At 39.4% G+C, this 26251-nt stretch carries 22 protein-coding genes and 1 pseudogene; 16 read left to right on the top strand and 7 right to left on the bottom strand.

The genetic code is table 11. The features are described from left to right. Window positions 1-329 precede the first annotated feature (329 nt). Window positions 330-479 carry a hypothetical protein gene (locus HMPREF9455_RS21315; RefSeq protein WP_157256592.1) on the bottom strand — a complete coding sequence of 50 codons (150 nt, stop codon included), beginning with the start codon at window positions 477-479 and terminating at the stop codon, window positions 330-332. A gap of 702 nt (window positions 480-1181) precedes the next feature. Here HMPREF9455_RS21315 and pyrH point away from each other — a divergent pair. The 10 genes from pyrH to HMPREF9455_RS05670 all read left to right on the top strand — a co-directional run bounded on the left by pyrH (window position 1182) and on the right by HMPREF9455_RS05670 (window position 10763). Next, complete coding sequence (gene pyrH, locus HMPREF9455_RS05715) at window positions 1182-1892, top strand: UMP kinase (protein WP_006798671.1); 711 nt, start codon at window positions 1182-1184, stop codon at window positions 1890-1892. A 93-nt stretch (window positions 1893-1985) separates the two neighbouring features. Then, entirely contained in the window at window positions 1986-2549 is a 564-nt protein-coding gene (gene frr / locus HMPREF9455_RS05710; RefSeq protein WP_006798670.1) for a ribosome recycling factor, read from the top strand. A 104-nt stretch (window positions 2550-2653) separates the two neighbouring features. Next, the gene (gene rsgA / locus HMPREF9455_RS05705; RefSeq protein ID WP_006798669.1) at window positions 2654-3580 is read left to right on the top strand and encodes a ribosome small subunit-dependent GTPase A; all 927 of its coding nucleotides are present in this window, start codon (window positions 2654-2656) and stop codon (window positions 3578-3580) included. Window positions 3581-3650: 70 nt separating this feature from the next. Further along, window positions 3651-4016: a ribosomal maturation YjgA family protein gene (locus HMPREF9455_RS05700; RefSeq protein WP_006798668.1), complete on the top strand. Its 366-nt coding sequence runs from the start codon at window positions 3651-3653 to the stop codon at window positions 4014-4016. A 7-nt stretch (window positions 4017-4023) separates the two neighbouring features. After that, window positions 4024-4416, top strand: coding sequence for a hypothetical protein (locus tag HMPREF9455_RS05695; protein WP_006798667.1), 393 nt, complete (start codon window positions 4024-4026; stop codon window positions 4414-4416). Between the two features lie 69 nt (window positions 4417-4485). Next, the gene (gene cls / locus HMPREF9455_RS05690) at window positions 4486-5919 is read left to right on the top strand and encodes a cardiolipin synthase (RefSeq protein ID WP_006798666.1); all 1434 of its coding nucleotides are present in this window, start codon (window positions 4486-4488) and stop codon (window positions 5917-5919) included. 21 nt (window positions 5920-5940) lie between these two features. Beyond that, window positions 5941-7137 carry a peroxiredoxin family protein gene (locus tag HMPREF9455_RS05685; RefSeq protein ID WP_006798665.1) on the top strand — a complete coding sequence of 399 codons (1197 nt, stop codon included), beginning with the start codon at window positions 5941-5943 and terminating at the stop codon, window positions 7135-7137. 163 nt (window positions 7138-7300) lie between these two features. Beyond that, the gene (gene gmd / locus HMPREF9455_RS05680; RefSeq protein ID WP_006798664.1) at window positions 7301-8455 is read left to right on the top strand and encodes a GDP-mannose 4,6-dehydratase; all 1155 of its coding nucleotides are present in this window, start codon (window positions 7301-7303) and stop codon (window positions 8453-8455) included. Between the two features lie 23 nt (window positions 8456-8478). After that, window positions 8479-9576 carry a GDP-L-fucose synthase family protein gene (locus HMPREF9455_RS05675; protein ID WP_280985159.1) on the top strand — a complete coding sequence of 366 codons (1098 nt, stop codon included), beginning with the start codon at window positions 8479-8481 and terminating at the stop codon, window positions 9574-9576. A 35-nt stretch (window positions 9577-9611) separates the two neighbouring features. Then, complete coding sequence (locus HMPREF9455_RS05670) at window positions 9612-10763, top strand: OmpA family protein (protein WP_006798662.1); 1152 nt, start codon at window positions 9612-9614, stop codon at window positions 10761-10763. Between the two features lie 13 nt (window positions 10764-10776). Here the strand turns inward: HMPREF9455_RS05670 and HMPREF9455_RS20975 are convergent. From HMPREF9455_RS20975 to HMPREF9455_RS05660, 3 genes and pseudogenes are all read right to left on the bottom strand, one after another. Next, window positions 10777-11166: pseudogene (locus HMPREF9455_RS20975) on the bottom strand (DUF5606 family protein); the annotation flags it as partial. A 147-nt stretch (window positions 11167-11313) separates the two neighbouring features. Next, complete coding sequence (locus HMPREF9455_RS05665) at window positions 11314-12246, bottom strand: bifunctional methionine sulfoxide reductase B/A protein (RefSeq protein ID WP_006798660.1); 933 nt, start codon at window positions 12244-12246, stop codon at window positions 11314-11316. Window positions 12247-12248: 2 nt separating this feature from the next. After that, entirely contained in the window at window positions 12249-12587 is a 339-nt protein-coding gene (locus HMPREF9455_RS05660; RefSeq protein WP_044215480.1) for a hypothetical protein, read from the bottom strand. A 115-nt stretch (window positions 12588-12702) separates the two neighbouring features. On the opposite strand from HMPREF9455_RS05660, the gene HMPREF9455_RS05655 reads away from it, so the two are divergent. From HMPREF9455_RS05655 to HMPREF9455_RS05640, 4 genes are all read left to right on the top strand, one after another. After that, window positions 12703-13962, top strand: a complete 1260-nt coding sequence (locus HMPREF9455_RS05655; RefSeq protein WP_006798658.1) for a DNA recombination protein RmuC — start codon at window positions 12703-12705, stop codon at window positions 13960-13962. A gap of 453 nt (window positions 13963-14415) precedes the next feature. Beyond that, the gene (gene leuS, locus HMPREF9455_RS05650; RefSeq protein WP_006798657.1) at window positions 14416-17217 is read left to right on the top strand and encodes a leucine--tRNA ligase; all 2802 of its coding nucleotides are present in this window, start codon (window positions 14416-14418) and stop codon (window positions 17215-17217) included. A gap of 6 nt (window positions 17218-17223) precedes the next feature. Further along, window positions 17224-18120, top strand: a complete 897-nt coding sequence (locus HMPREF9455_RS05645) for a YitT family protein (protein WP_006798656.1) — start codon at window positions 17224-17226, stop codon at window positions 18118-18120. Between the two features lie 4 nt (window positions 18121-18124). Next, window positions 18125-18898 (top strand): SDR family NAD(P)-dependent oxidoreductase, encoded by a 774-nt coding sequence (locus HMPREF9455_RS05640; RefSeq protein ID WP_006798655.1) that lies wholly within the window; start codon window positions 18125-18127, stop codon window positions 18896-18898. On the opposite strand, the gene HMPREF9455_RS05635 is transcribed toward HMPREF9455_RS05640, so the two are convergent. Beyond that, complete coding sequence (locus tag HMPREF9455_RS05635; RefSeq protein WP_006798654.1) at window positions 18887-19456, bottom strand: phosphatase PAP2 family protein; 570 nt, start codon at window positions 19454-19456, stop codon at window positions 18887-18889. The two genes, HMPREF9455_RS05640 and HMPREF9455_RS05635, sit on opposite strands and share 12 nt — an antisense overlap. A gap of 626 nt (window positions 19457-20082) precedes the next feature. Here HMPREF9455_RS05635 and ruvB point away from each other — a divergent pair. Together ruvB and HMPREF9455_RS05625 are read left to right on the top strand one after the other, a co-directional pair. Further along, complete coding sequence (ruvB, locus tag HMPREF9455_RS05630) at window positions 20083-21105, top strand: Holliday junction branch migration DNA helicase RuvB (RefSeq protein ID WP_006798653.1); 1023 nt, start codon at window positions 20083-20085, stop codon at window positions 21103-21105. A 71-nt stretch (window positions 21106-21176) separates the two neighbouring features. Next, complete coding sequence (locus HMPREF9455_RS05625) at window positions 21177-22424, top strand: ABC transporter permease (RefSeq protein WP_006798652.1); 1248 nt, start codon at window positions 21177-21179, stop codon at window positions 22422-22424. Between the two features lie 92 nt (window positions 22425-22516). Here the strand turns inward: HMPREF9455_RS05625 and HMPREF9455_RS05620 are convergent, their stop codons facing one another. Next, window positions 22517-25063, bottom strand: a complete 2547-nt coding sequence (locus HMPREF9455_RS05620) for an adenosylcobalamin-dependent ribonucleoside-diphosphate reductase (protein ID WP_006798651.1) — start codon at window positions 25061-25063, stop codon at window positions 22517-22519. Window positions 25064-25406: 343 nt separating this feature from the next. After that, window positions 25407-26162, bottom strand: coding sequence for a zinc ribbon domain-containing protein (locus tag HMPREF9455_RS05615; RefSeq protein ID WP_006798650.1), 756 nt, complete (start codon window positions 26160-26162; stop codon window positions 25407-25409). Window positions 26163-26251 lie beyond the last annotated feature (89 nt).

The raw sequence follows: 26251 nt of genomic DNA, 5'->3' as shown, positions 1-26251 counted from the left end.
GTAACACGGAAAGCAATTAATAATTAAGAATGAACAATTAATAATTAGCTTGTTATGCTGAGCAGAGCAAAGCATCTCGTATCTTTCTCCGAAAAGGTAACAAAAGTAACAGTTTTTACAGTCAACAGTTAGCAGTCATCAGTTAACAGAAATATAGTTCTTCAACTTATTGCTTAAAACTCATTACTCATTACTTGTTAAAAGGTAACAAAGGTTACACCTTTTCATTCATTTACTAATGCGAATCAGTAGTTGAGATTTAATATTCAATTCCATTAGTCGTTTTTCGTGACTCGGCATAAGCAAAATAAATTTAGCTTCTGCTCTCGCTACTTAAAACGTTCTATTTTTTCTAACGCGCCATCCGGCTTGTTTTTCATTTTGCCTTGATGCAAAACGAAACAAAAAATCAAGGCTGCATCCCTTTGGCGACCCAAAACCGCAGCTCCGGTGGGGCAAAATAATACGGAATCATCCATAGCCGGATTATCAGTCGTGTATAGCAGCTACCCTATTTTGCCCTACACCTCCGCTTTACGGATTGGGTACCCCGCCTGCGGAATGAGGCCAGAACCGCAATGCGGCGACATAGAGTTTCTTCTTGCTTTATCCCCACGTGCGTCAGCCCTTGCGCATTAGTGACGCAGGCGGGGTACCCAATCCGTTGCAGACGGCGTAGAATCAAACGGGGCGGTAGCCCGTGTGTTTGATTCAGACGGCAAAACGGTTTTGGGTCGCCGAGGAACGAAGCGCTAGCCTTTTGGTTCGTTTTGGGCAATGCCAAAATGAACGTTTGAGCGCAACGAAGTGGAGCTGAAAATAATAGAACAATTCTATACTACAATAGTTACTTTAACTACTGATTGGCATTAACTAATATGCTAATATGCTAATTTACTAATCATTTTTTCAAAGAACTCTTTTTCTTGTAAACTAGTATACTTCAAAATACATAGATAAACTTCTCCCAAAAAGATAAAACCCATGTGTAGCTTGTCCTGATGTTTTGAAAGAATAAAAAAACGAATACTTTCTTTTGTTTTTCATCCAATAATTTTATTTTTAAGGAAAACAAGGAAACTCGCAAGACAGAATTATCTTTGTCTTTTGTGAATTGTTATTCAAGCTCGTTTTCATAATTTAGTAAATTGTGCTAGATTTGCATGTATAAAAAATGAAATATGGCAAAATACGGAAGAATACTCCTGAAGTTAAGCGGTGAATCCCTAATGGGTGACCAGCAATATGGTATAGATGTTAACCGGTTGAACTCTTATGCCGAGCAGATAAAATCTGTCGCTGATATGGGCATCCAAATCAGCATTGTTATAGGAGGAGGAAATATTTTTCGCGGATTGAGTGGGGCCTCGAAAGGTTACGACAGAGTGAAAGGCGACCAGATGGGTATGTTGGCGACAGTTATCAATAGTCTGGCTTTAAGCTCGGCATTGGTTGCTATCGGTCAAAAAGCCAGAGTTCTGACCGCTATCAGGATGGAGCCTATCGGTGAGATCTACAGCAAATGGAAAGCAATAGAGTCTATGGAAAACGGCGAAGTTGTTATTCTTTCATGCGGCACAGGAAATCCATTCTTTACTACAGATACAGGCTCGTCGCTGCGGGGAATAGAAATAGAAGCTGACGTTATGCTTAAAGGAACACGTGTAGACGGCGTATATACGGCAGACCCGGAGAAAGACCCGACTGCGACTAAATTTGAACGTATATCGTATGACGAAGTTTACACTCGCGGGCTGAAAGTTATGGATATGACAGCTACCGTGATGTGTAAAGAAAATAATTTGCCTATTGTTGTCTTCGATATGGATACTCCGGGTAATCTGGAACGGCTGATGAAAGGCGAGAATATAGGTACTTATGTGCATGCGTAGATACTTAGTATCTCTGATCTCCCTAAAAAGATGACTATAAATTACAATCTTATTTTGCAAATCTTGAAATTATTAAATCTTGAAATATAAATTATGGCAGCAGACCTAAAACAAATCGGACAAAAAGCAGAAGAGAAAATGCAGGCTTCTGTAGAGTTTCTTGATGAAACTCTATCCCGTATACGTGCGGGAAAAGCAAATCCCCATATTCTGGATGGGATAAAACTTGAATATTATGGTTCACTTACCCCACTTAGCGGCGTAGCAGCTATTAATACACCGGATGCGCGGACTATTGTCATTCAACCATGGGAAAAACAAATGCTGAAAGAGGTGGAGAAAGCTATTCTTAACTCCGACGTGGGTATTACTCCTGATAACAACGGGGAGATTATCCGCCTGTCTATTCCTCCTTTGACCGAAGAGCGGCGTAAGCAACTGGTAAAACAAGCCAAGCAAGAAGCTGAAGACGCAAAAGTAAGTATCCGTAATGCGCGCCGTGATGCTATCGATTCAATCAAGAAGTCGGTAAAAGACGGGGTTGCAGAAGATATGGCTAAGGATGCTGAAAATGACATGCAGAAACTCCACGATAAATACATTAAGAAAATCGACGATGTATTTGCTTTGAAAGAAAAAGAAATATTGACAGTGTAAAATAATAAGCAAATTCGGAGATTAGCAGATTCGGAAATGAGCAAATCGAGTTTAAAATTTACTAATTTGCTAATCTCCGAATCTGCTTATTTGCTAATTGATATATGAATGGTCTTGTAATAAAAAATACGGGTAGTTGGTATCTGGTACGTACAGATGACGGTAAAAATATCGAATGTAAGGTAAAAGGAAACTTTCGCCTGAAGGGTATACGCAGTACCAATCCTATCGCAGTAGGGGACAGGGTCAGCATTGTTGAAAACAATGAGGGTACCGCTCTGATAACCGAAATAGAAGATCGGAAGAATTATATTATCCGCCGTTCTTCCAATTTATCAAAGCAATCCCATATCCTGGCAGCGAACATAGACCTGTGCTTTCTTATCGTTACAATCAATCATCCGGTGACATCCACAGTCTTTATCGACCGTTTTTTGGCATCGGCAGAAGCCTACCGGGTTCCCGTGAATCTTATATTTAACAAAACGGATGTCTATACAGAGGAAGAGACAGAGTATATGGATGCCCTGATTGATTTATACAATCATATAGGTTATCCGGGTCTCAAAATATCAGCTTTAGAAAAAGACGGAATAGAAGCCCTGCAAGAAAAGATAAAAGGGAAGATAACTTTGTTTTCCGGACATTCAGGTGTCGGGAAGTCTACTCTGATTAATACCCTTATCCCCAATACAGGCCTGAAGACCGGAGCGATATCCGGATATCATGGCAAAGGGATGCATACAACCACCTTTTCCGAAATGATAGAACTATCTCAGGGCGGTTTTATAATAGATACTCCCGGTATTAAAGGTTTTGGCACGGTGGATATGGAGAAGGACGAGATTTTTCATTTCTTCCCCGATATTTTCAAGTTCTCGAAAGACTGCCGTTTTCACAACTGTATTCATATCAATGAACCGGACTGTGCGGTGAGGGCTGCTGTCGAAAAGCATTATATAAGTGAAAGTCGTTATAAGTCGTATCTGAATATGATGGAAGAGGAGGCTGACGAGAAATACAGGAAATAGCCTGATGCATTAAATAATGGAGCATTAAAAATTTGTCATATTTGCATTCCATCAAAATAACCTGACACATATGAAATGGAGATTCGACCTAAAGTCTTTTATCATTTTTCTTATTATATTTGTAATAGAGGTACTTATCGCAAAATTTGTAGATGACAGCTTCATTCGTCCATATGGGGGAGATATTCTGGTTGTTATTCTTATGTATTATTTTGTAAAGACCTTTGTAGAAACGAAAGCTGTTTATATAATTACAGGTGTCGTTTTATTTGCTTACCTTGTAGAAATAGGGCAATACTTCCATTTGGTAGAAGTGCTGGGTATGCAGGATAATAAAATAATGCGTGTAGTTATCGGTTCCTCATTCAGTTGGATGGATATACTCTGTTATACGATTGGAGGAGTCATTTGTTATTTGATAGACAGAGAAAAATGATCAGGTTATGCTACAACAACGGAGGAAAGATTTTTTAATGCGGCTTCTCGAAGAATTCATGAAGAAGTTGCAGCAACTTACAGACAACAGGGAGAAGCTGAGCGATTCGGAGCAGAAAGGTATATTGAACGAATGCTTTACTTTCTTTTCCACCAATTTTCGTACATCAATTACTGACGACTCAGATATATTGATAGAAAAGATAAATGACAGAGATTTGCTGGAACAGTATCCGAAACTCTTGATGATGCAATATGATTTGTCGGAGGAGAGGAATAAGGCAGACCTGCAAAAAGCTCTTGTTCTTATCGAGTATTTGCAAAATACAGATGTCTCCTACTCTTGGGATAGGGTCGTTCTGCGTGAAGATATTCTTCATCGCCTCGACAATAACGATTAAATTTAAAAGGTTAATGCCTAGAACTCATATTTTATTATAACTTTGGTGCTATAAGCTATTTGTGAGCCAATGGAATCGATGGAAGCTGCAGATAATTTAATTCTTATTTTCCAAATTCTGTATGTAGTTACAGCATTAGGTACGATGATAGTTGTCATCTCGGAAAACAGGAATCCCTTGAAAACTATTTCATGGGTGCTTATCTTGTTGCTACTGCCTTTGGTCGGACTCATTATCTATTATTTTTTTGGAGAGGATAGTCGCAAACAGCGCCTTATCTCCCATAAGATGTACAAGAAGCTTAACCGCCGTTCTATAGGCCGCAAAGAATTACTCGAGACATTGAATCCGCCCGCCGAACAAAAAGGATTGGTAAATCTTCTGAACAGATTAAAGGGCGCACCCTTATACGGGGGGAGTAATGTTATTTTTTATTCGAGTGGTATAGCAAAATTTGATGCCCTTTTCGAAGAACTTGAAAAAGCACGGAAGCACATCCATATACAGTATTATATTTTCCTTGACGATGAGATAGGCCGGAAAACCCGTGATATTCTTGTGCGTAAAGCAGCAGAAGGTGTAGAGGTGCGTCTTATATATGACGATGTGGGATCATGGAAAGCTAAACGTCGCTTTTTTAAGGAAATGCAGGTGCAGGGCATTGAAGTCCAGCCGTTCCTTAAAGTGGCATTTAAGTTTTTAACCAGCCGGGTTAACTATCGTAATCACAGAAAAATTGTAGTTATAGACGGTAAAGTAGGATTTGTTGGAGGAATGAATATTGCCGACAGATATATTAACGGGGTGAGCTTCGGGACTTGGCGCGACAGTCATATTAAGATAGAAGGTAAGGCTGTAGCCGGATTACAGACATCTTTTCTGATAGACTGGTACTCTTCCCGTAAAGAATTTCTGGCTTCCGATACATATTACCCTGTTTTGGAAAGTAAGGGCGATAATCTGATACAACTTGTTACCAGTGGGCCCGTAGGCCCGTTTAAAGATATTCATCTCGGCATTTTGCAGGCGATATCCAATGCAAAGGAATGCATTTATATTCAAACTCCTTATTTTGTACCAACCGATGCATTATTGCTCGCTCTTCAGATGGCATCGATGCGAGGAGTAGATGTAAGGCTGATGCTTCCGCGGCATTCAGATACTACATTTGTGCATATCGCATCTATGTCATACCTGAAGGATGTACTGGATGCAAAAGTAAGTGTGTTTTTCTATGAAGCCGGATTCCTGCATTCAAAGTTGATGGTTATTGATAATTCTCTGACGATAACCGGTTCGGCAAATATGGATGTGCGGAGTTTTGAGCATAATTTTGAAATAGACGCATTTATATATAATGAAAATACTTGTGATGCGGCAAAGGATATATTTTTCAGAGATATGGAGCAATCCTCTCTGTTATCGGCCGAAGAGTGGGATAAGAGGTCGAGATTTGAGAAATTTAAAGAATCGGTTATGCGGTTGTTCTCCCCGTTGTTATAACTCAAGCCTTATAAAAATAGAATGAATAAGAAACTATCGATATTGTGTTTAGGTTATCTGATTACTTTTGCGGTGAGCGCTCAGAAAATAAATATATCGCTACCCGAACAGTCAAATAAGGAATATGCATTTATCCTGAGTAAAGGTATAAAGCAAGATACTATTCAAAGAGGGACATTTTCGTTTGCCGGTGATGTGATAATTAACATACCTGAAGAAGAAAAATATTATGTGGGCATGGGATCGCTTCAGATAAAAGATGCTATGCCATTAAATATAATTGTTAATAATGAAGATTTTAGCGTAGAGCAAGCCTCCGATCAGAAATATATATTCAAAAATTCCCCGGAAAATGAATATTTATATTCTGTGATACAAGAAGGGGCCCGGCCGGTTCAGGATACAACGCTCTATGCTTCATCTTTTATCGGATTGGTTCGTTATATGCAGCAATTGAACAGGCTGATTACTCAGGGCGGAAGCCTTATGGATAAAGCTAATGCCCGCTTGTATGCGTTAAATCAGCTCGATGTGGATAAGCTCTACTCCAGCGGTATATGGTATAATATTATAGACGGATTGACCCGTTTGACAGCCGATCAGCAGTTGATGGCCGAAGATATGGTACGTCTGATGAAACGTATAAAATCACAAGAGGCTTTTGAGCATCTCGCTGATAATTTAATTCTTATTGCCGAACAATACGGATGGGATGATGCTTTTGATATTATAGTACCTTATATAGAAGAATCGGGGAGAATAGCTGTTCCGCAAGGTCGGATATTTGATGCATTTGCATTAGCTAAAGTTCGCAAAGGAACACCCGCTCCGGTTTTGGAGGGTTTGTCGCCGTCGTTAACAGAAGCCGGATATAACCGTACACTATTAGTTTTCTATCAGCCCGATTGTGAGAATTGTCATACTCAAATAGAACGATTGATAAGTGATTATCCAAGACTAAAGGAACAAAATATCCGCATAGTGTCCATATCCTCGGATACAAATAAGGATCTGTTTGCCGAAGATGTAAAGCATTTTCCATGGCCTGATTCTGACAAGCTCTGTGATTATAAGGGCTTTGCCGGTGTTAACTTTGTCGGATATGGAATAATGAGCACTCCTACATTCTTTTTATTAGATGAGAAAGGAGTGGTAATAAAACGCTATGCTTTAGTCGCAGGGATTGATTTCAATACCAGCCTGAAAGAAGAAAAATGAAGTTTTTTCACCAAAATAAAGATATTTTTATTTGTATTAGTTAAAAAAACTATATCTTTGTGGCTTGTATGTTCTGTTTGGATAACTGGACTTAGATTTATAGAGTTAAAGAAATAATTATTGAAATAGTAAATCTTAATAAGTTATTTATTAAGTAATTTATATGAGCAAAAAAGTTGCACTCATCACAGGCGTTACAGGACAGGATGGAGCATATCTATCTGAATATTTGATAAAAAAGGGGTATACAGTCCATGGTATTAAAAGAAGATCATCTTTGTTTAATACAGATCGTATAGACCATTTGTATCAAGATCCGCATGATGAGAACCGAAATATGATACTTCATTATGGAGATATGACGGATAGTATGAATCTTACTCGTATTATCGGTGATGTTCAGCCTGATGAGATCTATAATCTTGCAGCGATGAGTCATGTAAAGGTTAGTTTCGATACTCCTGAATATACAGCTAATGCCGATGGGATAGGTCCACTCAGGATTTTAGAAGCGGTTCGTTTATTAGACCTGACAGAAAAAACCAGGATATATCAGGCATCAACATCCGAATTGTATGGATTGGTGCAGGAGATACCGCAGAAAGAAACAACGCCGTTTTACCCTAGAAGTCCTTATGCAGTTGCAAAATTGTATGCGTATTGGATTACTGTAAACTATAGGGAGGCATATGGTATGCATGCCAGCAATGGCATTCTGTTCAACCATGAATCTCCATTGAGAGGTGAAACTTTTGTAACAAGAAAGGTTACCCGTGCTGTTTCCCGTATAGCTCTCGGGCTTCAGAAGAAAGTATACATGGGGAATTTATCTAGCAAAAGAGACTGGGGGCATGCTAAGGACTATATAAAAGCGATGTATCTCATTCTTCAGCAAGATACTCCCGATGATTATGTAATTTCCACAGGAGTAACCACAACAATCCGGGACTTTATAAAAATGTCATTTATGGAGTTGGGTGTTGAAGTGGAATTTAAGGGAGAAAATGAAAAAGAAGAAGGTTATATCGTTAGTATAAATGACGATGTTTTCTCAAAAGTAGTTGGTGAAGAATATTTATCTTCCTTTAAGAAAAGAGTAGGAGAAGTTGTAGTCGGTGTTGATCCGGCCTATTTTCGTCCCACAGAAGTTGAAATATTGATTGGAGATAATACTAAAGCCAGAACTAAGCTAGGATGGGAACCAACCTATGATCTTAAGGCTCTTTGCCAGGATATGGTAGTTCATGATATTGAGCTGATGAAAAAAGAGGAGTTCTTGAAAAATGGTGGATATCGGATTTTGAATTACTTTGAGTAAGGAGGAACGGTAGATAATAAATGATAAAAAAAGACGATAAAATATATATAGCCGGACACAGAGGGTTAGTTGGCTCTGCAATTCTCAGGAATCTGAAGGAAAAAGGGTATGCTAATTTTATATTAAAAACCCATGCAGAACTTGATCTGACTAGTCAAGCGGAAGTTGCCGATTTTTTTGCAAAAGAAAAACCTGAATACGTCTTTTTAGCAGCAGCTAAAGTTGGGGGTATAGTGGCTAATAATACATATCGCGGCCAGTTTATATATGAAAATTTGATGATTCAGAATAATGTTATTCATCAATCATATGTAAATAATGTGAAAAAATTAGTATTTTTGGGCAGTTCTTGTATTTATCCCAAAGAAGCATTTCAGCCGATGTCTGAAAACGCTCTGCTGACAGGGCCTTTGGAATATACGAACGAACCGTATGCTATAGCGAAAATCGCAGGATTAAAAATGTGTGAGAGTTATAACATTCAGTATAATACAAATTTTATAGCTGTAATGCCCACAAATCTGTACGGACCGAATGATAATTTTAATTTGGAAACATCACATGTCCTGCCTGCCATGATTCGCAAGATTCACTTAGGGAAGTGTCTCGAAGCAAATGCCTGGGATATCATAAGGAAAGATTTTGACTTACGCCCGATAGAAGGTACAACAGGAAAGTCTTCAGAAGCAGAGATTCTTAATGTTATGTCTAAATATGGTGTTAAGAAAGTTGGACCTGATGTTCAGGTTGAGTTATGGGGCTCAGGAAAACCTATGCGGGAATTTCTCTGGAGTGATGAAATGGCTGATGCAACTGTTTTTGTAATGGAGTCTGTAAACTTTTTAGACTTAATTAGTGTTATAGAAGGTAAAGAAATCCGAAATACACATATTAATGTGGGGGCAGGTGTTGAAATATCGATAAAAGATGTCGCGAATATTATAAAAAGAATAGTGGATTTTTCAGGAAAGCTGTGGTTTAATACAGAAAAACCTGATGGAACTATGAGAAAATTGTCAGATGTCTCTAAGTTGAATTCATTGGGATGGAAACATAAGGTTGAAGTAGAAGAAGGTTTAAACCGGATGTATTCGTGGTACAATAAATATATAGTAGATTAATAAATAGTGTTTAATTATAATTTAAAAGATTGATTATGAAAAAAGTAAGTTTACTTTTAGTTTTAGTTTTTGCGGCTATTACTATTTCTGCTCAGGAGAGTGGATTTAGCACAAAAGCTGGCCGTAAAGCAACTTTTGCGCGTAACGGTTTTTGGGACAATTGGTTTATTGGATTTGGTGCTGGAGCTAATTTTGTACAAGGCGATAGCAACAAAGATGCAGATTTCCTGAATCGTCTTACAGTTGCTCCAACTATTCAGGTTGGTAAATGGTACAACCCTTATATTGGAGGTCGTTTGAAATTCCAAGGAGGTTCTTTGCACAATTTCCAAAACAATGCTACTGACATGATCCATAACAAATATTTCGGTGTAGAAGCTGATGTTATGTGGGATGTAACTAACTATCTAGGAAAGTACAACGAAAAACGTGTTTATAGCCTTATCCCTTATGTAGGTATCGGTGGTGCTATCGGTTGGGACTACAAATTGGATGGTAACACTCACCCAGGTGGAAAACAAAGAAACTTCACTATCAACGGTGGTATCATCAACAAATTCAAATTCTCTAACAGAGTAGCTTTGGATATCGATTTGTCTGCTATGTTGCTTAAAGAAGCTTTCAACCACGGGGGGGCAAACTCTTATGATGGTTTGGTGGCTGCTTCTGCCAGCTTGGTATTCAAAGTAGGTAAGAAAACTGATTTCTCTGAAGCTTTATTGATGGATCAAGGTCTTATCGATGACTTGAATGGTCAGATCAACAAACTTCGTCAGGAAAACGACAGACTTCGTAACCAAAAACCAGAAGTTGTTGAGAAAATTGTTACTAAAGACTGTCCTAAATGTCCTGAAACTAAAGGTTCATTCGTGTCTAACGTAGTGTTCTTCCGTCTAGGTAGCGCTAATATCGACAAGAACCAAGAAGTTAGCATCTTTAACACAGCTAAATATCTTCAAGATAATCCTAGCGCTAAAGTTAAAGTTGTAGGTTACGCAGACAAGAAAACAGGTACTCCTTCTATCAATGAAAAACTTTCTGAAAAACGTGCTAAGAATGTAGCAAACGAGTTGATCAAGAAGTACAACATCGATAGCAACCGTGTAACTGTAGAATGGAAAGGTGACACAGTACAACCATATGCTGAAAATGCATGGAACCGTGTTGCAATTTTCGTAGCTCAATAATCTGAGTCAGAAATTCCTCTTTCTCGAAGTCGATATTTGCATTAATAAGAATATTATACCATCCTATTATCTTCTTAATGTCGGTTGGATACACACGGTCCCTGTCAAAGTCAGGAAGTATCTCAAGAAAGTATTTCTTCAATTCCTCCGGTTTTGCACTGGTGTTGATAGAAGCTTTCTCTCCGTTTTCCTTTTGTTTGATGGATCCCAGAATGCCTTTCAATGGGGCGTCATCAGTTTCTGTATAAATAGATATATCTCCAAGGGATACAACTTTGTCTCGTGCATGTATAGGCATTTTCTTGCCATCTACCAATGACTCTACGATAACCATGTTTTTTGCGCTCGAAATAAGTTTATACAACCCCGGTTTACCGGAAACGGATAAGATTGTTTTTAACATAACAATTTAATTTAGTTTTAGTATTATTATTGTTTTATTCTTTCAGTCAAGCGACAAAAATAATGCTAAAGCTATTAATAACCATATTTACTATATAGAAAAATATAAAAGTATTTGTTAAGATATTAAAATACAGCGTATTTGCTTTTAGAATATCTTTTTATATACATGGCAATAAGGCTTTGTCCCCTTATGCTCATAATATTGTTGGTGATAGTCCTCTGCTTTCCAGAATGTAGACAGCGGTTTTAGCATAGTGGCTACTTTATATCCTTTACCTTCCAGTATTTTTATATATTTCTCTGCTACTTCTTTTTCTTTTTCGTCAGCATAGAATATACAGGATAGATATTGCGGGCCTATGTCGGGACCCTGACCATTTGTTTGAGTAAAGTCATGCGTTTCGAAGAATAACTTCACCAAGTCTTCGTAAGTGGTCTTAGATGCGTCATATTCCACCTCGGTGGTTTCCAGATGCCCTGTGTTCTTCTGACAAACCTGCTCATAACTCGGGTGGTCTACGTGACCGCCCATAAAGCCAACGGATGTATGCGCTACACCGTTGGCCTTCATAAAATAATACTCTGTGCCCCAAAAACAACCTGAGGCGAAATAAGCTTTCTTAATCATTTTATTTTCTTCCGGAATAAATTTTAGAGAAATAGAATTAACGCAATGTCTTGTTTCTTTGGCTGTGAACCCCTCATTGAGGAACACATGCCCGAGATGTGCCCCGCAATTGTTGCAGATAATCTCGGTACGCATCCCGTCAGCATCAGGTACACGTTTTACCGCCCCTTTTATTTCATCATCGAAAGAAGGCCATCCGCAATGCGAATCGAACTTATCAGATGAATTATATAATGGAGTATTACATCTTTTGCAGACATATACGCCTTTCCGTTTATTGTTTATGTATTCACCTGTATATGGCGCTTCAGTCCCTTTGTGTAGAATTACACGTTCTTCCTCCGGTGTTAGTTTATTATAATTCATATTTTCGTTATTTGTTTTATTTTGACTCCGGACACATGATATCCCCATCAGGGCTATGCATAATAAGTATATCAACCGTTTCATATCTATTCTTTCTTTTTATAATAACTACGGAAAGCAAACAGCTTTCTTTTTTTCAAATACGATGGATCATACATCTGGGAATAAGCCTCCCGTTCGAATGAAATATTTTCATATGCTCTTAACCTGTTTTTATATTGTATCAACCTGATGAGCCATTCAAGTATATAGCATAGATAAAATAAAACAATCAGCATCTCCTGCATTTGCCGGGTGTGAATCTGTTCATGATTCTTCTCTGCCTCACTCAACGTACCATAGTCCTTACGTACAATAATTAATCCAAGCAGATTAATTGCGCCGAAGTCTTTTGGTGGAAAATGTTTACTATATATTATTCTCATCTTGGTTTTGTCCAACAAAAATATCTTCGAAAGCAAATGTTCACAAGTTTTTTGAGGCAAATTTTGTTAAAGGCTATATTTTGAATAACTTTCGCTCTCTTTAAAACAAATCAGTATGGAATTAGTTTATGCCTCTATTATACTAGTATTGGCAATTGTGCTTGTCCTTTTTATGCAGAAAGGAAATAAGCAGCGTGAGCAGGAGTTGAAGAATGAGATCAACCGTTTGTCGGCAGATAAAGATGCTGTACAAAAAGAGCAAATGGAGAAAATCCGCGAAATAGCCGAAACAAGAGCTTTGTTACAGTCGAAGGATGAACAGCTGCGGCTTCAACAGGAAGAGCTTCTCAATACCCGTGCTCAACTCAATAAGGATTTCCAGATACTGGCCAATCAGATACTGGAAGAGAAAACGCTTCGTTTCACGGATATGAACAGGTCGAATATGGAAGCTATCCTGAAGCCTCTGAATGAGAAGCTTGTAGAGTTTAAAGTAAAAGTAGAGGAAACCTATGATAAAGAATCTAAGCAGCGTTTTTCTCTCGAAGAGCGTATCAGGGAACTTGTCGCCCTTAACAACCAGATCAGCGAAGATGCCAATAATCTGACTAAGGCCTTAAAAGGCAATAATAAAATACAGGGAAACTGGGGTGAAATGATACTCGAATCTATTCTTGAAAAGTCCGGGCTGAAAAAAGGAGAAGAGTATTTTACCCAGGAATTCATTGTGGATGAGAATGGTAACCGTATCCGTAATACACAGGATAAGTACATGCAACCTGATGTTGTGGTTGTATATCCCGGCGGGAGGAAGATAATTATAGATTCAAAGGTATCCCTGAGCGCTTATGTCAGGTATGTGGAGGCGGACTCTGACGACATTAAGCTGATAGCGGAAAAAGAGCATGTGATATCCATTAAGCAACATATAGACGAACTGAGCCAGAAATCTTATCAGGACTATGTAGAGTCTCTCGATTTTGTAATGATGTTTATTCCTAACGAGCCTGCATATATACTGGCAATGCAGCTCGATTCAACTCTTTGGGACTATGCCTACCGCAAGCGTATCTTGCTGATTAGCCCGACTAACCTGATTGCGTCATTGAAGGTCGTTTCCGACTTGTGGAAACGGGAGTATCAGAGCCGTAATGCCATTGAGATTGCCAAGCGGGGTGCTGCTCTCTATGATAAATTCGCAGGCTTTGTGGATACACTTCAGGATGTAGGCAAGAATATAGAGCGTTCTCAAAAATCGTATGATAAAGCATTCTCCCAGTTAAAAGAAGGTAATGGAAATCTGATGCGTCAGGCAGAAATGCTTAAAGAATTGGGAGTTAAGGCTCAAAAAGAACTTCCGGATAGTAATATATAGTTAAATATTATTAATTTTTGAGAGAAAAACACCAAAACATGTTTTATAACATAAAAATCAATTATCTTTGTACTGTGTTTTTCATGGTATTAGATTTAAGGTTAACAATGAAGATTGGTTGTCGGGATGACAACCTTTTCTTATTTTATAGAAGTGCCTAAATCTATCTGCAAATTGCTTTTAAGTGAAAAGTTGACAAACCTGACACTTTTTACTCTTTTTTATCTGTTGTCTTTTCCCAAATCATTTAGATTCTGTAATTAGATGTCAAAGAACCTTTGATATATAGATAAAGAAACCTGAAAATAATAACTGACTATTTTGAATAAGATGTATCCATAATTCCGGATAGTATAGGGATTGGTATGTGAAAGAAAGCGCACATCTTAATTCGTATTAATGTAAAGAAATAACTATCTTTGCGCCAATAAAAATCGCAATAAATACCCGGTTATGGAATACAATTTTAAAGAGATTGAAAAACGTTGGCATCAGTATTGGATCGACCACAAAACCTACAAAGTAACAGAAGATTACAACAAACCAAAATATTATGTACTCGATATGTTCCCTTATCCTTCAGGAGCAGGCTTGCATGTTGGTCATCCACTGGGGTACATCGCCTCTGATATTTTTTCCCGATACAAACGTTTGAAGGGCTTCAATGTCCTTCATCCGATGGGCTATGATGCCTATGGGCTTCCAGCCGAGCAATATGCCATACAGACAGGTCAGCATCCGGCTGTTACTACAGCGCAGAATATAAACCGCTATCGGGAACAACTGGATAAGATTGGCTTCTCCTTCGACTGGAGCCGCGAAATTCAGACATGCGATCCCAGATATTATAAATGGACACAATGGGCATTTATACAGATGTTCAACAGCTATTATTGCTATGATGAAGATCAGGCACGTCCGATCGCTGAATTGATTGATGCTTTTGAACAAGTGGGTACGAACGGCCTGAATATAGCTTGCAGTGAAGAATTACAATTTACCGCGGATGAATGGAAAGCATATTCTGAAGAGAAAAAACAGGAAATATTGCTTAACTACCGTATCGCATATCGCAGCGAGACCAAAGTAAATTGGTGTCAGGCTCTAGGTACGGTATTGGCTAACGATGAGGTCATCAATGGCTTGTCGGAGCGTGGCGGATATCCTGTCGAACAGCGTTTGATGCGCCAGTGGAGCTTGCGTGTATCGGCTTATGCCCAGCGTTTGCTTGACGGTTTGGACAAGATAGACTGGAGTGAATCCATCAAGGAAACCCAACGCAACTGGATTGGACGGAGCGAAGGAGCAGAAATGCAATTCAGCGTGAAAGATTCCGATGTGAAATTCGATATCTTCACCACCCGTGCCGATACGATCTTCGGGGTTACCTTTATGGTGCTTGCTCCTGAGAGCGATTATGTATCTCAGGTCACCAAGCCGGAACAAAAAGCAGAAGTTGACGCTTATATACAGGCTACAAAACGCCGTACAGAACGTGACCGCCTGATGGATAAAAAGGTATCCGGCGTATTTACTGGATCATATGCTATAAATCCGTTGAACGGCAAAGAAATCCCTATCTGGATATCGGATTATGTGCTTGCCGGATACGGAACAGGCGCTATTATGGCAGTACCCGGACACGATAGCCGTGACCATGCTTTTGCGAAGCATTTTGGATTACCTATCATTCCGTTGATAGAAGGTTGTGATGTATCGGAAGAAAGTTTCGATGCCAAAGAGGGAATTATGATGAATTCAGGTTTCCTTGATGGCCTGACTGTAAAAGATGCTATCGAAAAAGCCCGTGAATATATCAAAGAACATAAGCTGGGACGTATAAAAGTAAATTATCGTTTACGCGATGCTATTTTCTCACGTCAGCGTTATTGGGGGGAACCATTCCCTGTTTATTATAAAAACGGCTTGCCATACATGCTTCCAATAGATAAGTTGCCTTTGGAATTGCCGGAAGTGGATAAGTATCTGCCGACCGAAACGGGTGAACCGCCGTTGGGACGCGCCACAAAATGGGCTTGGGACACAGTAAACAATGTGGTGGTAGAAACATCGAAAATAGATAATAAGACTATATTCCCGCTTGAGTTGAATACCATGCCGGGCTTTGCCGGTTCGTCCGCTTACTACCTGCAATATATGGACCCATATAATGCGAAGGAATTGGTATCGAAAGAAAAAGATGAATACTGGCGCAATGTCGACTTGTATATCGGGGGAACCGAGCATGCTACAGGCCACCTTATATATAGCCGTTTCTGGGATAAGTTCCTATATGATATAGAAGTTTCGTGTGAAGAAGAGCCGTTCAAAAAACTTATCAATCAGGGAATGATACAGGGACGTAGCAGTCTTGTATATCGTATAAACGGGACTAATAAATTTGTATCTGTGAATTTGAAAGATCAGTATGAAACAACAGAAATCCATGTGGATGTAAACATTGTAAGTAATGATATTCTGGATATAGATGCATTCAGAGCATGGCGTCCTGAGTATGCAGATGCCGAGTTCATCTTTGAAGATGGTAAATATATATGCGGATGGACTATTGAAAAGATGGGAAAAAGATATCACAATGTGGTAAATCCGGATGATGTTGCTGAAAAATATGGTGCGGATACCCTTCGCATGTATGAAATGTTTTTGGGGCCATTAGAGCAATCCAAACCTTGGGATATGAACGGTATTGACGGGGTGCACCGTTTCTTGCGCAAAACATGGAGCCTGTTCTACAAAGGAGATGATTTTGTGGTAACGGACGGGGAACCGACAAAGGAAGAATTAAAATCATTGCATAAGCTGATAAAGAAAGTTTCGGGCGATATAGAGACATTCTCATTCAATACATCTGTTGCCGCCTTTATGATCTGTGTAAATGAACTGACTGCCGCTAGATGTAGCAAGAGAGCGGTTTTACAAGAGTTTCTTGTCATTCTTGCACCGTTTGCGCCGTTTGTCGCGGAGGAACTTTGGCGTGCTTTAGGTAACACAACTACTATCTTCGATGCCGAATGGCCGGCATTTAAAGAAGAATATCTGGCCGAAGATTCGTTCCGTTATGGGGTGGCGTTCAATGGTAAAGTACGTTTCGATATAGAATTCCCGGCCGACGCTGTTCAGGCTGAGGTGGAAGAAACCGTATTAAAACATGAACTTGCTCAAAAATGGCTTGAGGGTAAAACTCCTAAGAAAATCATCTTTGTACCAAAGAAAATGATTAATGTTGTTTTGTAAATAGAGATGAATGCTCTGAAAAAACGGATAGAAGGCATGCCTAAAAGATACCTGAAAGAATTTTACTGGAAAGATTATGTATCCATATTCTTTGGCCTTGCGCTTTATGCTGTTGGGCTTATCGGATTTATAAAACCGGTCGGGATTGTTACAGGGGGGCTTACGGGTATAGCCCTTCTTGTGGAATATGCATCGGGAATACCGCTTCAGTATACTTATTTCTTTACAAATTGTGCTTTACTCTTAGTAGCCTTGAAACTTCTGGGTTTTAAGTTTATGATAAAGACCATTTATGGAGTTATTGTGCTTACATTCCTGCTCACCCTTTGCCAGACATATATAATTGAACCTATTGTGAAGAATGAGCCGCTTCTGTCGGGCGTAATAGGAGGAATGATGTGCGGAACGGGTATAGGCCTTGTTTTCAGTGCCAACGGTAGTACCGGAGGGACAGACATTGTAGTGGCATTGATAAATAAGTATAAGAATATTGCTTTTGGCAGGGGGATGCTTCTTTGTGACTTTATTATCATCTCTTCTTCATATTTTCTTTTTTACGATTATCAGAAGATCGTTTACGCCCTGATAGTGATGGGTGTGATGACGTATTGCATCGATATGGTTATCAATGGTTTCCGGCAGTCGGTGCAGGTGCTCATCTTTTCTGAAAAATACGAAATAATAGCTACCGCGATAAATCAGGAATTACATAGGGGATGCACGGTTTTGGATGGCACAGGCTGGTATTCGAAGAAGCCTACCAAAGTGATCATTGTACTGGCTAAAAGAACAGAGGCTGTAGAAATGTTCCGCCTGATAAAGAGTATAGATGAGAAAGCATTTATATCCCAAAGTACAGTACGGGGCGTTTACGGTGAAGGTTTTGATAAAATAAGGACCTGACCTTATGGACCTCAGAGGCGAACATATCATACTCACCGGAGCTTCCTCCGGTATAGGCAGAGAGATACTTGATATTCTTGCTTCATACAACGGAGTGAAAATTCTTGCTGTAGCCCGTCATATAGATGAAATACCGGAGGTTGAGGGCGTGGTGTACCCATTCTCTGCTGATGTCAGTTCTGCAGAGGGAGTAGATAAGGTTTTTGATCAAGCACAGCAGATATTCGGACATATTGATATTTTTATAGCTAATGCAGGGTTTGCATATCTAGAAAGGCTGGAAACCCCCGATTGGCAGCATATCCGAAAAGTCTACGATCTGAATGTGTTTTCTCCGGTTTATTCATTGGAAAGACTTGTTGCTCTCAATAAGGGCAGACCGGTAGCTTTTGCCTGTACTATTTCAGGGGCGGGATTAGTTTCCTTGCCGGCCTATTCACTCTATTGTTCTACAAAAGCCGCTCTGCATCATTTTGTACAGACTTACAGATATGAGAAAGCGAATAACCTCCAATTAACTGCGGTTTATCCTGTAGCTACCCGCACTGCTTTTTTTGATAAGGCTACAGGTGAAGAAGATACCCCTCTTCCTTTTCCTGCGCAAGATGCGAAGATTGTTGCAAGGAAGTATATAAAAGGTATTGAGAAAGGTAAGAAGAATGTTTATCCATCTACTTTATTCCGTTTATTATATCCTATTGGTAGAGCGTTTCCTTTTTGCCTGAAAGTATATTCACTATTGGAGAGGAAGAAAGTGAGGAAGTGGTTAGGGCTTTAATAGTTCCTTTTTCTTTTTGAACCTTTGGAAAAGTATATAGCCCGCTATTCCTATTATTATTCCGAATATAATTCCTATCATTACGTCGAACGGGTAATGTTTGGCCACGTAAATCCGGCTATATGCAACCACTGCTGCCCATAAGACGGCAATATAACCGTAGAATCTTTTCTTTCGAAAGAAGAGAAGGAAAAATACAGCCATCGTAAAAGTAGTAGCTGAATGAGACGAGAAGAAACTAAAACTATTGCTATATTTTTCTATCGCGTGAATCGTGCCTTCCCATAATTCGTTATGAATAGGGCGGGGCCGTTCTATAATCAGTTTTATTATATTTGTAAGCAGGGCGCTGACTCCGGTGGATAAGAGAAAAAAGAATACTCCTGTTTTCTTCCATACTTCCGCTTTGAAGTAGATTAGGGCAGACATGGCCAGACAGGCCATAATCCAGTTTGTGTAGGAACTGAGAAAGAGCATGATGGGATCGAGCCAGTTAGCGTGTTTTCCATTGAGGAATAGAAAAAGTTCTTCGTCCCAATACCGTAATTTATCTAACATATTTGTTCATTTATAATGAATTGGAAATGCAAAGGAAATATATTATGGTTATATGCCATAATAAAATTTATCTCTTTTGCTTTTTTTGTAAAAGTTTATCTATGTATTTTGAAGTATACTAGTTATCAGTTTACTAGTTTACAAGAAAAAGAGTTCTTTGAAAGAATGATTAGTAAATTAGCATATTAGCATATTAGTAAATGAATGAAAAGGTGTAACCTTTGTTACTTTTTAACAAGTAGTAAGTTTTAAGTACTAAGTTGAAAGTTATACGAGATACAAGTTGTTAGCTGATGACTGCTAACTGTTGACTGTAAAAACTGTTACTTTTGTTACCTTTTCGGAGAAAGATACGAGATGCTTTGCTCTGCTCAGCATAACAAGCTAATTATTAATTGTTCATTCTTAATTATTAATTGCTTTCCCTGTAACCTTTGTTACCTTTTAACAGTTAGGGGTTACAAGATACTTTATTTTATTTCACGCAAAGACGCAAAGACGCAAAGTTTTTATAAGCTATGGATTGTTTACTGCTGACTGCTGACTGTTAACTGTAAAAGCTGTTAACTGTTAGCTGAAAAGTGTGTGTAAATTAAATATATTGATGTAAATTTGTATCCGAACATATGGAAGAAACATTCGACATACACCGAGGAAATATAAACGACAGTGAAAAGGAGTTTGAAAATGCCTTGCGCCCGCTTACTTTTAATAGTTTCAGTGGACAAAGCAAGGTGGTGGAAAACTTACAGGTTTTTGTCACGGCAGCTAAAATGCGGGGTGAATCACTGGATCATACCCTCTTGCATGGTCCGCCTGGATTAGGTAAAACCACATTGTCGAATATCATAGCAAATGAACTGGGAGTGGGGTTTAAGATAACTTCGGGCCCCGTATTGGATAAGCCCGGGGATCTGGCCGGACTACTCACCTCTCTTGAGCCAAACGATGTACTTTTTATAGACGAGATACACCGTTTATCGCCTGTCGTGGAAGAATATCTGTATAGTGCGATGGAAGATTACCGTATTGATATTATGATAGATAAGGGCCCTAGCGCGCGTTCTATACAGATAGATCTGAATCCGTTTACTCTTATTGGCGCCACTACCCGGAGCGGTTTACTTACAAGTCCGTTACGCGCCCGTTTCGGTATCAATATGCATCTGGAGTATTACGATATAGAAACACTGACGAATATTATCCTGCGCTCGGCTAATATACTCGATGTTCCTACCTCTAAAGAAGCCGCTGTAGAGATAGCTTCCCGCAGCAGGGGCACTCCGCGTATTGCGAACGCATTGCTGCGCCGGGTACGCGATTTTGCGCAGGTAAAAGGTTCCGGCAAGATAGATAAGGCCATTGCGGCCTATTCGCTGGAAGCTCTTAATATTGACAAATACGGATTGGATGAGATAGATAATAAGATTCTTCTGATCCTTATCGATAAATTTAAGGGGGGGCCTGTCGGTATCTCTACTATTGCAACGGCTTTAGGTGAAGACGGAGGTACAATAGAAGAGGTCTATGAGCCGTTCCTTATCAAAGAAGGGTTTATGAAACGCACACCCCGCGGGCGGGAAGTCACCGAGCTAGCCTACAAGCATTTGGGCCGGAAAAGAGAAAGCGAGCAGGGATTCTTGTTTTAATTATGAATTATGAGTTATAAGTTATAAGTGGTTCTTACTGATAACTGATAACTGTTGGCTGATAACTGATTTTGAATTTAGAACTATTTATAGCGAAACGTATCCATTTTAATGGAGAGAAAGGGGAGAAGCGGGCTTCTTCTCCTGCCATTAAAATCGCTGTTGCCGGAGTGGCAATAGGCTTGGCGGCTATGATACTGGCTCTGTCTATCGTTGTGGGCTTCAAAAAAGAGGTGCGCAACAAAGTTGTAGGTTTTGGTTCCCATATACAAATCACCAATCTGGCAAACAACAGTACTTACGAAACACAGCCCGTATGCGTCAGTGCTGAGCTGATAAGCCAGCTCGAAAAGACAGAAGGGGTTAAACATGTAGAGGTATTTGCCACAAAGCCCGGCATAATAAAAACTGATAGTGCCTTCCAGGGTGTTGTTCTGAAAGGAGTCGGCACAGATTATGATTGGGATTTCTTTAAACAAAATATGGTTGCCGGTACGGTAGTCAATCCGGATGATACAACTCATGCCAATCAGGCAATTCTGTCTAAGAATATCGCAAGTAAGTTAAATCTGAAAGCCGGAGACAGCTTCCTCTGCTACTTTGTGGGAGAGAATATCCGTTTCCGTAAGTTCTATATAACTGGCATATATAGTACAAACTTCGAAGACTATGATAAATTGTTCGTAATAACGGATATCAATCTTATCAAAAGGCTGAATGACTGGGATGATGATGAGGTCAGCGGTATCGAATTGCTTGTAAATGATTATGATAGACTGGACGAAATCCATCAGCGTGTATTTGTGGATATGATGACCTATCGTGACCATAAAGACAATACTTTCCTTGCCCGTTCCATTAAGGAACTCAATCCAATGATATTTAACTGGCTCGAACTTCTGGATATGAATGTCGTGGTTATCATTATACTAATGTTTGTCATATCTGTTTTTACCATGATATCGGGATTGCTAATCATAATCCTTGAGCGGACTAATATGATAGGTATGCTGAAAACCCTCGGTGCGCGTAACTTCAGTATTCGCAAAACCTTTCTGTATGTTTCCTCATTCCTCATTCTGAAGGGTATGTTCTGGGGGAATGTTATTGCTATTGCGATATTGGTGATTCAGAAGAATTTCGGCCTGGTAAAGCTGGATCCCGAAACATACTATGTCTCAGAAATGCCCGTAGATATCAATATCTTATATATCTTATTGATTAATATAGGTACATTGATCCTTTCCATTGTAGCCATGATAGGTCCATCTTATCTGATAGCTAAGATCTATCCGGCTAAATCATTAAGATTCGAATAGTAAACTCACCAAAGAATATTAGGGAATAGGTTATATAAAATGCCCCGTTTTCTTAGAAAACGGGGCATCCTGTTATATCTCATATGAATTGTTTATCCACATTTGGATGCGCCACAGTTCGTACATTTCATACAGCCTTCCTGATATACTAAGGTTTCCAGTCCGCACACAGGGCATTTCTGACCTTTAGCTTCGGTTTCGCTAGGCAGGTATTTCTTGAGGGCGCGCTCTACACCATTTTTCCACGTATTGATCGTTTCGCTGTTCAGTTCCAGACCTTGTACCAGTTTCACAACCTGATCGATAGGCATACCATAGCGAAGTACACCGGAGATAAGTTTGGCATAATTCCAAAACTCAGGGTTGAATTTACCGTTCAATCCCTCGATTGTGGTTTTATATCCTCTCTTATTCTTGAACTGGAAGTCATAAGAGCGGCTTCCTTCATCATTTAGTGTCTTGATAATGGTTCCGTGATTGATATTCTTAGGTAGCATCAGGCCTTCATCATCATCCGACAATCCGGTGAATATCTCATATGGGCGTCCGTTGTGTAATCCGATGAACGCAATCCATTTTTCTTTATTGTTCTGGAATTTGATAACATCAGCAGCAAGTTCACGAGGGCGCTCCTGTAGGATTTCCGGACGTTCGTAGCAGTCATCACAATTCTCGTCTGCTTGTTTTTTATTGTCAGCAGCAACCAATACTCCGGCGCGTGAACCGTCACGGTAAACAGTACAGCCCTTACATCCGCTTTTCCATGCTTCGATGTATAGATCGTTTACGAGATCTTCCGATACATCGGATGGCAGATTGATTGTTACACTGATGGAGTGGTCGACCCATTTCTGGATACGGCCTTGCATTTTCACCTTTTGCAGCCAGTCAACATCGTTTGAAGTTGCTTTATAATATGGTGATTCGGCTACCATAGTCTCCACCTCTTCATTCGTGTATTTTTTAGATGTAGGATAGCCCTTGCTCTCCATCCATGTTACAAACTTATGATGGAATACGATATATTCTTCCCATGAGTCACCATTTTCGTCAACAAAGTCAACACGTACTTCCTTATCATTCGGATTTACTTTACGACGACGTTTATATACTGGCATAAATACCGGCTCAATACCTGATGTAGACTGTGTCATCAAGCTGGTGGTTCCGGTTGGTGCAACTGTAAGACAGGCTATATTACGGCGTCCGTATTTTTCCATGTCTTTGATTAGCTGTGGATCAACTTCTGCCAGACGGTTAATGAACGGATTTTTCTTTTCACGTTTGAAATCAAATATCTCAAATGCTCCACGCTCTTTAGCCAGTTCTACAGATGAACGATAGGCTGCAACAGCCAGAACACGGTGTACTTCTTCGGCGAAAGCAGTCGCTTCTTCTGTACCATAGCGGAGTCCCATAGCCGCAATCATATCGCCTTCGGCAGTGATACCTACTCCGGTACGACGTCCCTGAAGGGTTTTTGTGCGGATTTTCTCCCAAAGGTGTCTTTCAGGCCATCTTACTTCGTCTGTTTCGGGATCGTCATCTATTTTCTGTAATATTTTGTCAATCTTTTCGGTTTCGAGATCAATGATATCATCCATAATACGTTGGGCCAGTCCAACGTGCTTCGAAAATAGTTCGAAGTCGAAATGGGCATCGTCTTTGAACGGGTTTACCACATATGAATATAGATTGATAGCTAACAGGCGGCAACTGTCGTAGGGACACAGAGGTATTTCGCCGCAAGGATTAGTTGAAATAGTCTTGAATCCGAGGTCTGCATAACAATCAGGGACAGATTCCTTAATAATGGTATCCCAGAAAAGAACCCCCGGCTCAGCTGATTTCCATGCATTATGAACTATTTTTCTCCAAAGTTCCGTAGCCTGGATATCTTTTACTGTAGTGGGATTCGATGAATCGATAGGATATTGCTGTGTATATTTGGATCCGTCTACAACAGCCTGCATGAAAGCATCGTCTATCCTTACCGAAACGTTTGCGCCCGTAACTTTTCCTTCGGTCATTTTAGCATCGATGAACGATTCAGAGTCAGGGTGCTTGATGGATACGCTCAACATAAGGGCTCCACGGCGTCCATCCTGAGCAACTTCACGGGTCGAGTTTGAATATCTTTCCATGAATGGCACTAGTCCGGTAGATGTCAAAGCCGAGTTTTTAACAGGAGAACCTTTTGGGCGGATATGTGACAAGTCATGGCCTACACCTCCACGACGTTTCATCAGTTGCACCTGCTCTTCATCGATACGGATGATAGCTCCGTAAGAGTCCGAAGGGCCGTTCAGGCCTATCACAAAGCAGTTTGATAGAGAAGCTATCTGAAAGTCATTCCCGATACCGGTCATAGGGCTACCCTGAGGTACGATGTATTTGAAATGATCGAAGAGATCATACAATTCTTTATTTGTCAGTCCCTTTTCATATTTAGACTCTATGCGTCCGATCTCATTCGCCAAACGCCAGTGCATATCTTCAGGCGATTGTTCGTAGATATTACCTGCAGCATCTTTCAATGCATACTTATTTACCCATACTTTTGCAGCGAGTTCATCGCCATTAAAATAATTTAATGCGGCGTTATATGCCTCATCAAAAGTATAAACCTTTTGTGCCATTTGTCTTATATTTTTTTTAGATTATTTCAGTCCTTGTTTTATGACGAAAAGTCTGCGATATTTTTTACAGTACAATATTACTCAATTCAGAAAGATGAAACAAATTTTGTAACAATATTTTTTGAATAAAAATAAAAGTTTTCCAAAATAAAAATTAATACGTTGTTTATTAATGACATAGTGTTTTTGTTTTGGAAAAAAGTTTTCCGTTTTAAAATTTGAACTGTAAAATATATAACACGATACAAATAGCAAAGTTCACAATATATAGATAAAAAAAATCGAAAAAGTTACATTTAACCTTTCCGATTTTTTGCTTTTATCAGTTTTTTTATAACTTATGTTATTCCGCCGCTCCAATTAATTCAGGATCAATCATAATACGTCCGCAATATTCGCATACGATGATTTTCTTACCTATCTTAATATCCATCTGTTTTTGAGGTGGTATTTTATTGAAGCAACCTCCGCAAGCACCACGTTCGATACATACTACAGCCAGACCGTTACGTGCACTTTTACGAATGCGCTTGAATGCCTGCAACAGACGAGGTTCAACTTCTGTCTCTATATCCTTGACCTCTTCACGGAGTTGTTCCTCCTGTTGTTTAGTCTCGGATACGATGTTGTCAAGTTCTTCTTTTTTCTGTCCCAGGTCGGCAGAACGCTCCTGTAAGAAAGTTTTGCTCTTCTCTACCTGCTCTGTCAGATTCTTGGAATCCTGAGTGAATTCACGAATGCGTTTTTCTGATAATTCGATTTCCAGTGTTTCGAATTCGATTTCTTTGCTCAGGTGGTCAAATTCACGGTTATTACGCACATTGTCCAATTGCTCTTTGTATTTTTCAATTTTCAGTGTGCTGTCTTTTGCTTTCTGCTTTTGAAAAGAAACGGCAGTGTCTGCTTCTTTCAACTCAGTTTCGTATTTCTTGATACGGGTTTCCAGACCGATAATTTCATCCTCGAGGTCTGCTACTTCCAAGGGAAGTTCACCGCGAAGAATCTTTATATTATCTATTTCGGATAATTTCTGTTGCAGAGCATAAAGCGTCTTCAGCTTTTCCTCTACAGTGATCTCTTTTTCTTGCTTTTTAGCCATAAGTTTATATAATATATAAGTTATAATTGAAGATGATTATCATAAAAAAATGCAGTAATCAAACAGCATCCCACTATTATCTTACTACA

The organism is Dysgonomonas gadei ATCC BAA-286 (assembly GCF_000213555.1).
Lineage (GTDB): Bacteria > Bacteroidota > Bacteroidia > Bacteroidales > Dysgonomonadaceae > Dysgonomonas > Dysgonomonas gadei.
Note: the sequence above shows the minus strand (reverse complement) of the source record. Positions and strands in the feature narration are given on the sequence as shown.

What these genes read in the sequence shown, in the direction of transcription:
- HMPREF9455_RS05695 (WP_006798667.1), top strand. Translation starts at nt 4,024, where the DNA reads ATGCTACAACAACGGAGGAAAGATTTTTTAATGCGGCTTCTCGAAGAA.
- HMPREF9455_RS05660 (WP_044215480.1), bottom strand. Translation starts at nt 12,587, where the DNA reads ATGAGAATAATATATAGTAAACATTTTCCACCAAAAGACTTCGGCGCA.
- HMPREF9455_RS05665 (WP_006798660.1), bottom strand. Translation starts at nt 12,246, where the DNA reads ATGAAACGGTTGATATACTTATTATGCATAGCCCTGATGGGGATATCA.
- HMPREF9455_RS05670 (WP_006798662.1), top strand. Translation starts at nt 9,612, where the DNA reads ATGAAAAAAGTAAGTTTACTTTTAGTTTTAGTTTTTGCGGCTATTACT.
- HMPREF9455_RS21315 (WP_157256592.1), bottom strand. Translation starts at nt 479, where the DNA reads ATGGATGATTCCGTATTATTTTGCCCCACCGGAGCTGCGGTTTTGGGT.
- HMPREF9455_RS05685 (WP_006798665.1), top strand. Translation starts at nt 5,941, where the DNA reads ATGAATAAGAAACTATCGATATTGTGTTTAGGTTATCTGATTACTTTT.
- gmd (WP_006798664.1), top strand. Translation starts at nt 7,301, where the DNA reads ATGAGCAAAAAAGTTGCACTCATCACAGGCGTTACAGGACAGGATGGA.
- HMPREF9455_RS05655 (WP_006798658.1), top strand. Translation starts at nt 12,703, where the DNA reads ATGGAATTAGTTTATGCCTCTATTATACTAGTATTGGCAATTGTGCTT.
- frr (WP_006798670.1), top strand. Translation starts at nt 1,986, where the DNA reads ATGGCAGCAGACCTAAAACAAATCGGACAAAAAGCAGAAGAGAAAATG.
- HMPREF9455_RS05620 (WP_006798651.1), bottom strand. Translation starts at nt 25,063, where the DNA reads ATGGCACAAAAGGTTTATACTTTTGATGAGGCATATAACGCCGCATTA.
- HMPREF9455_RS05645 (WP_006798656.1), top strand. Translation starts at nt 17,224, where the DNA reads ATGAATGCTCTGAAAAAACGGATAGAAGGCATGCCTAAAAGATACCTG.
- HMPREF9455_RS05635 (WP_006798654.1), bottom strand. Translation starts at nt 19,456, where the DNA reads ATGTTAGATAAATTACGGTATTGGGACGAAGAACTTTTTCTATTCCTC.
- HMPREF9455_RS05640 (WP_006798655.1), top strand. Translation starts at nt 18,125, where the DNA reads ATGGACCTCAGAGGCGAACATATCATACTCACCGGAGCTTCCTCCGGT.
- leuS (WP_006798657.1), top strand. Translation starts at nt 14,416, where the DNA reads ATGGAATACAATTTTAAAGAGATTGAAAAACGTTGGCATCAGTATTGG.
- cls (WP_006798666.1), top strand. Translation starts at nt 4,486, where the DNA reads ATGGAATCGATGGAAGCTGCAGATAATTTAATTCTTATTTTCCAAATT.
- HMPREF9455_RS05615 (WP_006798650.1), bottom strand. Translation starts at nt 26,162, where the DNA reads ATGGCTAAAAAGCAAGAAAAAGAGATCACTGTAGAGGAAAAGCTGAAG.
- rsgA (WP_006798669.1), top strand. Translation starts at nt 2,654, where the DNA reads ATGAATGGTCTTGTAATAAAAAATACGGGTAGTTGGTATCTGGTACGT.
- ruvB (WP_006798653.1), top strand. Translation starts at nt 20,083, where the DNA reads ATGGAAGAAACATTCGACATACACCGAGGAAATATAAACGACAGTGAA.
- HMPREF9455_RS05700 (WP_006798668.1), top strand. Translation starts at nt 3,651, where the DNA reads ATGAAATGGAGATTCGACCTAAAGTCTTTTATCATTTTTCTTATTATA.
- pyrH (WP_006798671.1), top strand. Translation starts at nt 1,182, where the DNA reads ATGGCAAAATACGGAAGAATACTCCTGAAGTTAAGCGGTGAATCCCTA.